General features: G+C 72.3%; 12 protein-coding genes. 4 read left to right on the plus strand and 8 right to left on the minus strand.

The window, feature by feature from the left end:
- Positions 1–2 precede the first annotated feature (2 nt).
- The 7 genes from ACFWU9_RS04795 to ACFWU9_RS04825 all read right to left on the minus strand — a co-directional run bounded on the left by ACFWU9_RS04795 (position 3) and on the right by ACFWU9_RS04825 (position 5,245).
- Positions 3–932: an alpha/beta fold hydrolase gene (locus ACFWU9_RS04795; RefSeq protein WP_384314925.1), complete on the minus strand. Its 930-nt coding sequence runs from the start codon at positions 930–932 to the stop codon at positions 3–5.
- A gap of 93 nt (positions 933–1,025) precedes the next feature.
- Positions 1,026–1,391, minus strand: a complete 366-nt coding sequence (locus tag ACFWU9_RS04800) for an MmcQ/YjbR family DNA-binding protein (protein ID WP_384314926.1) — start codon at positions 1,389–1,391, stop codon at positions 1,026–1,028.
- The gene (locus ACFWU9_RS04805; RefSeq protein WP_384314927.1) at positions 1,384–2,115 is read right to left on the minus strand and encodes a DNA polymerase ligase N-terminal domain-containing protein; all 732 of its coding nucleotides are present in this window, start codon (positions 2,113–2,115) and stop codon (positions 1,384–1,386) included. The genes ACFWU9_RS04800 and ACFWU9_RS04805 overlap by 8 nt, the downstream gene beginning before the upstream one ends.
- A gap of 85 nt (positions 2,116–2,200) precedes the next feature.
- Positions 2,201–2,668 (minus strand): DUF5709 domain-containing protein, encoded by a 468-nt coding sequence (locus ACFWU9_RS04810; protein WP_384314928.1) that lies wholly within the window; start codon positions 2,666–2,668, stop codon positions 2,201–2,203.
- Between the two features lie 264 nt (positions 2,669–2,932).
- Entirely contained in the window at positions 2,933–4,222 is a 1,290-nt protein-coding gene (locus tag ACFWU9_RS04815; protein WP_384314929.1) for a hypothetical protein, read from the minus strand.
- A gap of 337 nt (positions 4,223–4,559) precedes the next feature.
- Positions 4,560–4,946, minus strand: coding sequence for a fic family toxin-antitoxin system, toxin component (locus ACFWU9_RS04820; protein WP_384314930.1), 387 nt, complete (start codon positions 4,944–4,946; stop codon positions 4,560–4,562).
- A complete protein-coding gene (locus ACFWU9_RS04825; protein WP_384314931.1) occupies positions 4,943–5,245 on the minus strand; it encodes a hypothetical protein in 303 nt (100 codons plus the stop codon). The genes ACFWU9_RS04820 and ACFWU9_RS04825 overlap by 4 nt, the downstream gene beginning before the upstream one ends.
- 115 nt (positions 5,246–5,360) lie before the next feature.
- On the opposite strand from ACFWU9_RS04825, the gene ACFWU9_RS04830 reads away from it, so the two are divergent.
- From ACFWU9_RS04830 to ACFWU9_RS04845, 4 genes are all read left to right on the plus strand, one after another.
- On the plus strand, positions 5,361–6,176 hold the full coding sequence (locus ACFWU9_RS04830) for a FadR/GntR family transcriptional regulator (protein ID WP_384314932.1): 816 nt from the start codon (positions 5,361–5,363) through the stop codon (positions 6,174–6,176).
- Complete coding sequence (locus ACFWU9_RS04835) at positions 6,173–6,958, plus strand: creatininase family protein (RefSeq protein WP_384314933.1); 786 nt, start codon at positions 6,173–6,175, stop codon at positions 6,956–6,958. Before ACFWU9_RS04830 ends, ACFWU9_RS04835 begins: the two co-directional genes overlap by 4 nt.
- Before the next feature lie 232 nt (positions 6,959–7,190).
- The gene (locus ACFWU9_RS04840) at positions 7,191–8,213 is read left to right on the plus strand and encodes an alpha/beta hydrolase family esterase (protein WP_384314934.1); all 1,023 of its coding nucleotides are present in this window, start codon (positions 7,191–7,193) and stop codon (positions 8,211–8,213) included.
- Between the two features lie 28 nt (positions 8,214–8,241).
- Positions 8,242–9,819 (plus strand): AbgT family transporter, encoded by a 1,578-nt coding sequence (locus ACFWU9_RS04845; RefSeq protein ID WP_384314935.1) that lies wholly within the window; start codon positions 8,242–8,244, stop codon positions 9,817–9,819.
- A 58-nt stretch (positions 9,820–9,877) separates the two neighbouring features.
- Here the strand turns inward: ACFWU9_RS04845 and fusA are convergent, their stop codons facing one another.
- A complete protein-coding gene (gene fusA, locus ACFWU9_RS04850) occupies positions 9,878–11,971 on the minus strand; it encodes an elongation factor G (protein WP_384314936.1) in 2,094 nt (697 codons plus the stop codon).
- Positions 11,972–12,069 lie beyond the last annotated feature (98 nt).

The following is a 12,069-nucleotide window of genomic DNA, read 5'->3' on the forward strand; positions in this document are numbered from 1 at the left end:
GATCAGCGCCGGTCCGTGTGGCGGAGTACGGCGGGAATCGCCGTGCCCCACACACGGGCCGGCGGCGCCTGGTGACCCACGCCCTCCAGGGTGACCAGGCGCGCGTCGGGAATCCCCTCCACCAGCGCCCGCGCGTGGCCGAGGGGGAAGAGCGGGTCCTCGGCGCCGTGCAGGACGAGGGTGGGCGCGGCGATCTCCGCCAGCCGGACGGTGACCGGCTCCTTGTCTTCCGGCAGCACCCAGTGATTCTTCATGGCCGCCTCGATGTCGGTGGTGCGGTCCACGATCCGGCCCGACAACTCCCGGACGGCGTCCTCGTGGAACGGCGCCGAACCGGTGAAGAGCCGCTCGCCGCCGACCAGGTACGCGATCACCGCCGCGCGGTCCGACCAGTCCGGCTCGGGAGCGGGATCGGCGAACGACGCGCGCAGACTCTCCGTCGGCGGCGGCAGTTCCGACCCCGTGGGACCCGCGGGGCTGGTGGAGAGGAGGGTGAGCGTCGAGACCCGCTCCGGGTACGCGACCGCCAGGCACTGCGCGAGCGCGCCGCCCATGGAGATGCCGGCCAGATGGGCCCGGTCCACGCCCAGTGTGTCCAGCAGGCCGACCGCGTCGGCCGTCAGATCCGTGAAGGTGTAGTCCGGGGCGCCCGCCGGGGAGACCGGGGACCGGCCGGTGTCACGCTGGTCGTAGCGCACGACCTGGCGCCCGCCGGCCGCGAGCCGCGCGCAGAACCCCTCGTCCCAGCCGTCCATCGAGCTTGCCGCTCCGCTGATCAGCAGGATCGTCGGGTCGGTGGGGCGGCCGAAGGTCTGGACGCAGAGGCGTACGCCGTTGGCCTCGACCAGCCGCTCGGCGCTCCGTGGCACGTCGCCGCCGGACACGTCGTCGTCGGGTGCGGCGCTGTTGGGCGCGGCGTCGTTCGGGGTCATACGTGGCTCCCGTGCTCTCGGGCGTCGGCCGTGGCCGCTGCGGTGCTTCCGCTGGGGTGACGACCGGTCGGCGCCACCGAACTCATCGGCCGGTCAGTGCCCGAAGGACTCCGCGAGATCCGTCGGGGCGGCCTGCTTCCACGAGTCGACCAGGATGTCGTACAGCTCGGTCTCGTCCTCCAGCGCGCCCAGCCGGGCCCGTACCCAGGAGGAGTTGGCCTCGTGCGGCGGGACCCAGAACTTCCCGGGCTCCGCCGCGATCAGCTCCGTACGCTCGAACTTGGGGCAGCGGACGGCGAACGACGTCCCGTCGTCCGGCACCGTGACGAACATCCTGCCCGCGACATGGAAGGTGGGAATGTTCCACAACTCCCTCTCCACCGTGCGCGGGAGGGACATCGCGATACGGCGGACGTCGTCGGCGTCAAGACCTGACGGGCCAAGGTCTGCGTCAAGCATGGTCGTTGCCTTCGGATCGATGGACGCGGCTGCTCCCATGATCCGGCATCCTCCGGTCTCGCGTACCCCCGCGGTCCGCCGCGTTCCCGTCGTCGTCCCGCGTCTCCTCCTCGTCGCGGGCGCTCCGGAGCACCTGGCTCAGGGTCCGGCCCGTGCGGGCGGACCGGGCCCGCCGTGGGTCGGGGGTGGCGTTGACACCGCGCGTGCTTCCGGAACCGGTCTTCTTCACCAGCAGCCAGGCCTCGCCCGAGCCGTCCCCGCCGCCACGGAACCGGGTGAGCGCGTAGGCGCCGCTCAGCTTCCGCCCGTTCAACCGGAACGAGGCGTGGCCCCTGTCCAGCGCGGCGGCGAAGGCGGCCGTGCTGTCGACCCCGATCGGCCGATAGCTCCCCTCGTCCCACACGATGACCGGGCCGGCCCCGTACTCACCGGCGGCGATGACCCCCTCGTACTCCCGGTACTCCATCGGATGGTCCTCGGTCGGCACCGCCAGGCGTTTGTCACCGGGGTCGGTGGAGGGGCCCCTCGGCACGGCCCAGGACTTCAGCACGCCGTCCACCTCCAGCCGGAAGTCGAAGTGCATACGGCGCGCGTCATGGATCTGGACGACGAACGACAGCTCCTCGGAGGGACCTGCGCTCTCGCCGCGCGGCTCGTCGGTGGTGTCGAACCGGCGCCTGCCGTGGTAGCGCGCCAGCCGGTCCTCTCCGCTCCGCTCGGCCATGGCGAACCTCAGCCCGTACGGCCATCGACGAGGAGCGCGGCGCGGGAGCCGCGCGACCGGGTGAACCCGCTGTCCCGTTCCCGCACTACCCCTCGCCCTCCTCGTCCGGAGAGATGTGCATGGCGGCCTCCTCGGCGGACGCCGCGCCCCCGTCGATCCCCACGTCGCGCGCCGACACGTCGGAGTGCCGGCGCGGTGCGATGTCGTCCACCGGCCGGAGCCGTCCCGCCCGCTCCTCACCGGTCTCCGGGTCCCTGGGCTCGCCCTCGCCCCCCGGCACGTCGCCGACGTCGTCGCCCGACTCCGGCAGCACGTCCGGTGCCTCCTGTGCGAGCCGCTGCTCCAGCGTCTCGCCCTCCTGCTGCTCCTCGCCGGTGACCCCGTACTTGTTGACTCCGAGGGGGCGCTCGGGCGGGGAGTAGCCCTCCGTCATCATGTCGTCCAGATCGCGCTCGCCTATCACGTTCTCCAGATCGAGATCGTCGGAGGGGCTGTTCCGGACGTCCGAGTTCTCGGGCTGGTACACATCGTCGCCTCGTGACTCGTCGGCCATGACTCGATCCTTTCCAGAAGGGTCTCCACCCGCGCGTTTCCGGAACGCCGCGGGGCGGCGTCCGGGACCGCCCCCTGCGGGTGCCCGGCCCGGCTCCCGTCGGTCTGGAGGTGTGAATCGAGGACCACCAGAACATGACGAGAGATCTTCAGAATACGCCCGAAATGTCCCCCGGGTGGATCGGGGGCGGTTCGGCGGGAGCTGGGCGCGGGGCGACGGCCGGGGCAAGGCGGAGGCGGGCTCCGGACGGGTGTCCGGGAGGCGCTAGGCGAAGCGGGCGCTGGGGACCGGGCCCGGGGAGGCCATATGGGTCCGGGGGCCGGTCGGCCGGCCCGCCGCCGTCCCGGTGACGAACGCCGCCAGCGCCGCGTCCGGGTCGGGCGGGGTCTCGCCGTCGCCGGGGTCGGCGGCTCCGTCGGCGCGTACGATCTCCGCCGCGATCTCGGCCTCCGGGCGGGCGTCCGGGGGCTCTGTCCGGGCGCCGTCGTCCGTCATCAGCAGCCGCTCCCCCCACGGCTGGACGACCGTCTGGCAGAGCAGACCGCTGACGTCCGCGCTCACCACCGGCGGGTCGGTCCAGCAGGTGGCGTGCTCGTACAGGATCTGCCCGTCGGCGCGGTCCCGGAGGGAGACGGCCACTTCACGGTCGATGTCGTTCAGGTCGTAGGCGACGACCAGGGTGTCCTCGCCGCCGGGGGTGTACGGCTCGGTGGGCAGCCCGAGCACGTCGGCCGCCGCGAGACCGAGGATCCGGTCCGGGCGGCCTGGCAGCAGGGAGACCGTGCGCGGGCGGGGACCGGCGGCGTCGAGGACGACACGCAGCCGGTCGAGCCCGCGCCGGCACAGTTCGGCGCTGTCCTGGAGGTAGGCGAAGCGGCCGGTCATGGCGGCGTCGAAACCGTACGGCGAGAGCGTCGCCAGATACCCGCCCGTCAGGACGTAGTGCCAGCCGCGCAGATCGCGCCGGTCCAGCCGCGCGCCGTCTCCCGGGTGTGCGGAGAGCGCGCGATCCGCCCGGTGGAGCATGCCGCTCACCCGGGTGTGGGCCCATTCCCATTTGGTGTCGTCCGGCGCCGGCAGCCGGGAGAAGTGGGTGCGGGCGGTCGAAAGGTCCCCGGCGAGAAGGGAGTTGAAGACGAGCAGATAGCGCTCGGGCCACGGCCGGAGCGTGGCGTCGCGCTCCAGGAGCAGGGCCACCACCTCGGCATGCCGGTTCTCGCTCTCCAGGGCGGAGACGAGTTCGTCCAGTACGGCGTACGAGTCGGGCGCCAGCCGCAGGGCCTCGCGGAGCGCGGGTACGGCGAGGAAGGCGACGCCTCGTTCGACGCAGCCGTAGCCGAAGTCGTAGAGCGCCTGGGGGCTTTGGGGGTCCTCGGCCAGCACCCGGGACGCGGCGGTCAGATCGTCGAAGCCGGTCGCCTCGGCCAACCGGCCGACGGCGCGGGCCAGTTCGGTGAGCGGGGCGGATTCGGCGGCGGGACGCAGAGCCCGTACGGCTCCGGGGATGTCACCGGCGTCGATCAGCCGGCGGGATTCTTCCAGTTCGTCGGTCATCGGCACCGATCCTCGGTCACGGCTCCGGGAGCGGCAACGGATTTTGTGCGCGGCGGCGGTTGGAGAGGCGCAGCGGGCGGCGAGGGTTCGCCGGCACGGGGAACGTGGCTGTCTGCCGCCGCCCGTGAGGGGTAGACGGAGGGCATGGCATCCGAGAAGTCCTTCCCCCCGTCCCCCCGGGCGGTCCGTCGGTTCGGCGGGGCCGCCGCATGATCCTCGGAGCGCAGGACACGGGAGGCCCCACCTGGTACACGTTCGTGGCGATCGCCGTCGCCGTGGGCGTCATCGGCTACGCCCTGTTCGGCAAGCGCCGCTGAACACCCGGCCGCCGGAGGGCTCAGCCGGTGGTCCAGCCGTGCAGAAGACGGGCGACGCCGGCGACGCCGACCGTCCCCGCCGCCGCGTCGCGCACCAGCGCGACCGCCGCCTTCACGGGGTAGTCGAGCCGGTGCCCGTGCAGTGAGAGGAACGCCTCGCAGGAGTGCCAGGCGAAGGCCTCGTTGGAGTGCTCCAGACAGGGCAGCTTCGCCAGGGTCTGGAGCAGCGCGGCGGCCTTGAGATGCGGGGAGCCGTAGATGTCACGGTCCATGGCGCGGGCGTAGACGCGGGCGACGGCCGCGTGGAGGGGGCCGTAGTCGTCGACCTGCGGGTCGCGCGGCAGCAGTTCGGCCGCGTGCAGCAGGTAGGACACATCGATCTTCGGCTCGGGCTCGCTCGCACTCACGCGGCGTGGCCCCGGTCGCGCCCCTCGAGTTCCCGGCGGGCCCGCAGATCGGCCGCGCGCTGCTCGGGCGTGGGGTCGACCGCGCTCGGCTCGGTGTCGAACTCCTCGCCGCCGCGCGCCATCGACGCCTTGAAACCTTCGAGGAAGGTGTTCTCCACGGCGGTGGCCCGGTCGTACGCGGCCGACAGGATGTACTCCTGAAGGCTGACACCGGCGGCCTTGGCCGCGGCGACGATCGCGGCGCGCTGCCCGGGATCGGGGAAGCGCAGGCTCATGGCCGCGGCCTTGGATTCACTCATGGCGCCGAAGCTACCACTGATACCGATGACACCACAGGCCGATAATCGCCGAAGCGGCCAGAAGTCGTTGTCAGGAGCATTGACACCGTAAGAGATCAAGTGATCTATTCACTTCATGAGTCGCAGTGAGTTGTCGTTGTCCGAGCGACTGGCGGACAACATCGTCGAGATCATCCGCTCGGAACGCCTCGGTCACGGGGACGCCCTCGCGTCCTCCCGTGACCTCGCCCGCCGCTTCGGGGTCACCACGCCCACGGTGCGCGAGGCGTTGCGCAGGCTGGAGGCGACCGGCGTGGTGGAGTTCCGGCACGGATCCGGCACCTATGTGGGCCCGGGCATCGGACGCCGGCTGATGGCCAACCCCCATCTGCCGCGCAGCACCCGGGCATCGGTGCTGGAACTGGTCGAGGCCCGGCTGGTGCTGGAGCCCGCCGTCGCCGCGGCAGCCGCGAACGTACGGATGGCCGACGGCGTACGGGAGTTGGAGTCGGCGGCGTCCAACGCGCTGCACCCGCCGGAGGAATCACTGAAGCAGTCGGTCCACTTCCATGTGGCGCTGGCGGCGGCGAGCGGCAACACCCTGCTCCGCGAGGCCGTCGAGGCCCTGCTCCAGGTCCGGGCCCGGGACCAGGTGGAGATCCGGCACCGGTACAACGACCGGGCCCGGGACCACGCCGAGCACCTGGAGATCCTCGACGCGGTACGCGACGGTGACGCGGCGGCGGCCGAGCGGCTGACCCGTACGCATCTGGCGGCGATCCGCGACGCGGTCCTCACGGCCGACTTCCCGGCGGACGAAGCCGATACCGAACCCGATACAGAACCCGATACCGAACCCGATACCGGTCCCGATACCGGTCCCGAATCCGACAGCGACCCCGATACCGCACCCGCCACCGGTCTCGCGCTCCAGGAAGGAGGCTCACGGTGAACTCCGAGCCTTCCTCGGCCCGCCGCTCCGCACGGCTCGCCGAGCTGACGACCGTCGAGGCGGCCGACGCCGTGACGTCCAGCCCGGTGGTGATCCTGCCGGCCGGCGCGTTCGAGCAGCACGGCCCCGGTATGCCGATGGCGACCGACACGCTCCGGGCGGAGTCGGTGGTCGATCTCGTCGCCGCCGAGCTGGGCGGGCGCGCGGTGATCGGTCCGTCCCTGCCGGTCGGGGTCTCCCCGCACCACCTGGCGTTCGCCGGCACGGTGACACTCTCGACCACGACGTTCGCCGCCGTCGTACGGGAGTACGTCGACTCCCTGTACCGGCACGGCTGGCGGAAGATCCTTATCGTGACCGGGCACGGCGGCAACAACGCCACCCTGTCCACCGTCGCGCAGGACCTCCTCGTCACCCGGCCCGACCTCGAGTTCGCGTGGACACCGCTCACCGCGCTGGCGCCCGAGGCCGTGGCGGACATGCGTGTCGGCGAGGTGCACGGTCACAGCGGTGAGGCGGAGACGGCCCAGATGCTGCACCTCGCGCCCCATCTCGTGCACACCGACCGGCTCACCCCCGGATCGACGGCCACCGCCGATCTCGATCCGCTCTCCCGGCTCTCCAGACGCGGCCACCCCGCGCTCGCGGTGAGCTACGACCGGCTCAGCGCCAACGGTGTGCTCGGCGACCCGCGCCGCGCGACCGCCGCCGCCGGGCAGGCCATCGTGGACACGGCCGTGTCCCGCATCGTGGCTTTCGTCAAGGAGTGGCTGGACGCCTAGAGGGGCCCGGAAAGGCCCCTCCGGTACGTACACCACTTCCCGCGCGCGTCGCCCCCTCCCCCCAGGCGGCGGGCGCCCCTCACCCGTCACCGCACCCCCGCGCGTGGTTCCGCGCGCGCAGATTCACCGCACCCCCGTCCCCGCACCCTCGTCCCCACACCTCAGTCCCCGCACCCGTCTCACCACACCCAGCCGTACGCGCCCCAGCGCCGTACGGCAGAAGGAGCCTGCGATGAAGCAGTCCCCGTTCGGCGGCCGACGCCTGACCCCGGGCCGTGCCCGCGCCCTGTTCCGTACCTCAGTGGCGGCGGCCGGACTCGCCCTCGTCGGCTCGGCGTTGGCGCCGGTCACGGCGAGCGCCGCGCCCACGGCCGCTCCCGCCGCCACGTCCAAGTCCCCCGACGGCTGTCGGCAGCCGGCGCCGCAGCAGCCCGGCACGAGTCAGCTCCGTACCGTCGCGAGCGGCGGGCTCTCCCGTACGTACCAACTCCATCTGCCCGCCGACTACACCCCGCGCAAGGACTGGCCCGTCGTGCTCGCCTTCCACGGCCGGGGCAACACCGGTGTCGGTACGGAGGAGTTCTCCGGGCTGTCGAACCTGCCCGCGATCGTCGCGTACCCCAACGGTGTCATCGGGACCGGCGACGGCGACCGGCAGGCCTGGCAGGGAGCGCCCTACGCCGCGGCCGGCGTCGACGACGTCGCCTTCACCGGCGATCTGATCGACGAGCTGAAGCGCACCCTCTGCGTCGACTCACGTCGTGTGTATGCCACCGGCAAGTCGAACGGCGCCGGATTCACCGGGCTGCTCGCCTGCCGGATGGCCGACCGGATCGCCGCCATCGCCCCCGTGGCCGGCGCGTTCTACCCCGAGACCGGCGAGAACTGCCGCCCCTCGCGGCCCGTCCCCGTCATCGACTTCCACGGCACCGGCGACGTCACGATCCCCTACGCCGGCGACCCCGAGCGCGGTCTGCCCGCCCTCCCCGAGTGGACCGCCGCGTGGGCCGACCGCAACGACTGCCGCTCCCGGCCGCACACCCGCGTGATCGAGCCCGACATCACGATCACCGGCTACAACGGCTGCGACCGCGGCGCCGACGTGCGCCATGTCGCCATCACGGACGGCGGGCACACCTGGCCCGGCGCCGACAGCTACAGCGGTGGCGGATACGTCACCGAGACCATCGAGGCGCACGAGGTGATGTGGCAGTTCCTGCGCCAGTACCGGACCCCGAGACCAGCCGGCCGCTGACGCGGGAACCGAGTGAGGAGAGCCGCTCATGAGTACACAGAACCCCGCGCCACCAGGTACCCCGGAGACCCCCGGTGAGACCGCGGCCGAACCCCGGCTGCCACTGATCATCCGCGCCATGGGCGTGATCGAACGCGCCGGCAACGCCCTGCCGCACCCCTTCTGGCTGTTCTGGATCCTGTCCGGGATCCTCGCCGTCATCAGCGCCGTACTGGCGGCGGCGGACGTCTCCGTCGTCTCACCGGCGGACGACAAGACGGTCGTCGTACAGAACCTGCTCAGCGGCGACGGGCTCGCCATGGCGGTCTCGACGATGATCGAGAACTTCGCCACCTTCCCGCCGATGGCGACGATCGTGGTCGTCATCATGGGTGTCGCCGTCGCCGAACGCAGCGGATTCCTCGCCGCGTTGATGCGGGTCGGCGTCTCGCGGGTACCGGCCTCGTGGGTGGTGTTCGCCGTGGCCTTCGCGGGCACCGTCGCCCATGTCGCCTCCGCCGCCGCCTACATCATCCTCGTACCGCTCGGCGGTCTGGCCTTCCGCGCGGTGGGCCGCTCGCCGATCCTCGGCATCGTGGTCGCGTACACCGCGATCGCCTCCGGGTACGACGCCAGTCCGCTGCCCACCCCCAACGACGCCATCTTCGCGGGCATCACCACGGCCGCCGCGCAGATCGTCGGCGGGGACGACGCGTACGTGTCCCCGCTGAGCAACTGGTTCTTCAACATCGCGTCCTCGTTCCTGCTCGCCGTCGTGATCACGCTGGTGACCAAGTACGTGCTCAGCAAGCGGCCCGACCTGGACGCCGATCCCGACGCCGACCTGGACGACCTGGGCCGGCTCACGCTCAGCGACCAGGAACGCTCGGCGCTGCGCCGCGCCGTGGGCACGCTGCTCGTGGCCGTCGTGGCCCTGACGGCGGCGCTCCTGCCGGTCTCGTCCCCGCTGCGGGGCGACGGCGGTAGCATCGTGGAATCCCCGTTCCTCGACGGCATCGCGGCCGTCGTCGCCTTCCTCTTCGGGTTGGTGGGCATCGTCTACGGCCTGCGCTCCGGCTCGATCAAGAAGGCCGCCGACGTACCGAGGCTGATGGCCGAGGGCATCAAACAGATGGCGCCCGTGCTGGTGCTCTTCTTCGCGATCGCCCAGTTCCTGGCGTACTTCGAGTGGACGCACCTTGGTGATGTGCTCGCGGTCAGGGCGGCCGAGGCGCTGGAGTCCAGCGGACTGCCGATCGTGGTCGTCTTCCTGCTGATCCTGCTCCTGCTGACGCTGGTGAACGTGATGGTGACCAGCGGCTCGGCGATGTGGGCGCTGGCGGCTCCGGTACTCGTGCCCATGCTGATGCTGGTGAGTGTGCCGGCGGAGACGACACAGGCGCTGTTCCGGATCGCGGACTCGGGCTCCACGGCCATCACACCGATGAGCCCGTACTTCATCATGGCGCTCGGTTTCCTCCAGCGGTACCGCAAGAGCGCGGGCATCGGCACGCTCGCCTCCTACACGCTGCCGCTCGCCGTGGCGATGACCGTGGCCTGGACGCTGCTGTTCCTGGCGTGGTGGGCGCTCGGCATACCACTGGGCCCGGGGGCGCCGGTGCGCTGATCGCGACGGACCACCGGTGGCCCCGCCCGCGTACGGGCGGGGCCACCGCTTTCAGCCGCTACCGGGACGCGGCCGGCCCGGGCCGCGCGCCCGGCGCCGGGGCATAGCCCGTCGGGCGGGCCGTGAACGTGCCGCGGCCCCGCGTCCGGCTGCGCAACCGCGTGGCGTAGCCGAAGAGTTCGGCCAGTGGCACCGTCGCGGTGACCACCGCCGTACCCGCCCGGGCCGTCGAGCCCGAGACCCGGCCGCGCCGGGCCGCCAGGTCACCGAGCACCCCGCCGACGGCGTCGTCGGGGACGGTCACGGTGACCTCGACCACCGGTTCCAGCAGCACCATCGTCCCGGCCCGCAGCGCCTCACGGAGCGCGAGCCGTCCGGCCGTACGGAACGCCATCTCCGACGAGTCCTTCGGATGCGTGGCCCCGTCGGTCAGGGTGACCCGTACCCCCGTCACCGGGTGACCGCCGAGCGGCCCCTCGGCGAGCGCGTCCCGGCAGCCCGCCTCGACCGCCCGCACGTACTCCTGCGGGACGCGTCCGCCGACGACGGCCGACCGGAACGCGAAGCCGCCGCTGTCCGAGTCCGCCGCCTCCAACGGCTCGGTGTCGAGGACGACATGGGCGAACTGGCCGGCGCCGCCGTCCTGCTTGACATGCCGGTACACCAGACCCGACACCCCGCGCCCGACCGTCTCCCGGTAGGCCACCTGCGGCCTGCCGACCCCGACATCGAGCCCGTGGGCGCGGCGGATCTTCTCCACCGCGACCTCCAGATGCAGCTCACCCATCCCGGACAGCACCGTCTGGCCGGTCTCGGCATCGGTCCGGACGGCCAGCGAGGGATCCTCCTCCACCAGCCGCGCCAGCGCCGTCACCAGCCGGTCGACGTCGGTGCGCCTGCGCGCCTCGACGGCCACGGTGACCACGGGATCGGCGACACCGGGCGGTTCGAGGACCAGCGGGGCCGACGGTACGCAGAGAGTGGCACCCGCGCGGGCGGCCTTCACCCCGATCACCGCGACGATGTCCCCCGCGACCGCCCGGTCCACCTCCGCGTGGCGGTCGGCCCGGACCCGCAGGATCCGGCTGATCCGCTCGGTACGCCGCGCACCCACGTCCAGCACCGCCTCTCCCTTTCCGACCGTTCCCGAGTAGACCCGCAGATACGTGAGCCGGCCCGTGGACGTCGAGCTGACCTTGAACACGAGCGCCGCGAACGGCCCCGCCGGATCGGCGGCCCGTTCCTGCTCCTCGCCGCCCAGCGTGCCGCGCACCGCCGGTACGTCCAGCGGCGACGGCAGATAGGCGACGACCGCCTCCAGCAGGGGCTCGATCCCGCGGTCGCGGTACGCCGAACCGCACAGCACCACGACACCCTCGCCGGTACGGGTCAGATCACGCAGCGCGGAGGCCAGCGTCCCCGCGGAGAGCGTCGCCTCCGCGCAGAACTCCTCCAGCGCGGCCGGATGCAGCTCCGCGACGGCCTCCTCCAGCACCCGGCGGCGCCGGAGCGCCTCCTCCACCAGGGAGTCGGGCACCGGGCCCTGCTCGTAGGAGCCGCCGGACCAGAGATGAGCCCGCATACGGAGCAGATCCACCACACCGGTGAACCCGTCCTCGCCGCCGATCGGCAACTGCACCACCAGGGGAGCCGGATGGAGCCGGCGGCGGATCGACTCGACGGCCGTGTCGAGATCGGCCCCGGCACGGTCCAGCTTGTTGACGAACGCGATCCGGGGCACCCCGTGCCGGTCCGCCTGCCGCCACACCGACTCACTCTGCGGCTCCACGCCCGCGACCGCGTCGAACACCGCGACGGCACCGTCGAGCACCCGCAGCGAACGCTCCACCTCGTCGGCGAAGTCGACGTGGCCCGGCGTGTCGATGAGATTGATCCGGTGACCGTCCCAGGCGCAGCTCACGGCCGCGGCGAAGATGGTGATGCCACGGTCGCGCTCCTGCGAGTCGAAGTCCGTGACGGTGGTGCCGTCATGGACCTCGCCACGCTTGTGGATGGTGCCGGTGAGATAGAGGATCCGCTCGGTGACGGTGGTCTTGCCGGCGTCCACATGGGCGAGGATGCCCAGGTTCCGGACGGCGGCGAGCGGGTTGGTGAGCGCGCTGGTGGAGTGACGGTGCAGGTCGGTACGCACGGCCCATGGCCTTTCGGGTGATCCGGGAGAAGGGCGACGCGATTGCCGGACGAAAGCACCCCCGACGCGCCGCGACAGCTCTCCCCGGGCAGGGCCCG

Origin of the sequence: Streptomyces sp. NPDC058653, assembly GCF_042716895.1 — a bacterium.
Lineage (GTDB): Bacteria > Actinomycetota > Actinomycetes > Streptomycetales > Streptomycetaceae > Streptomyces.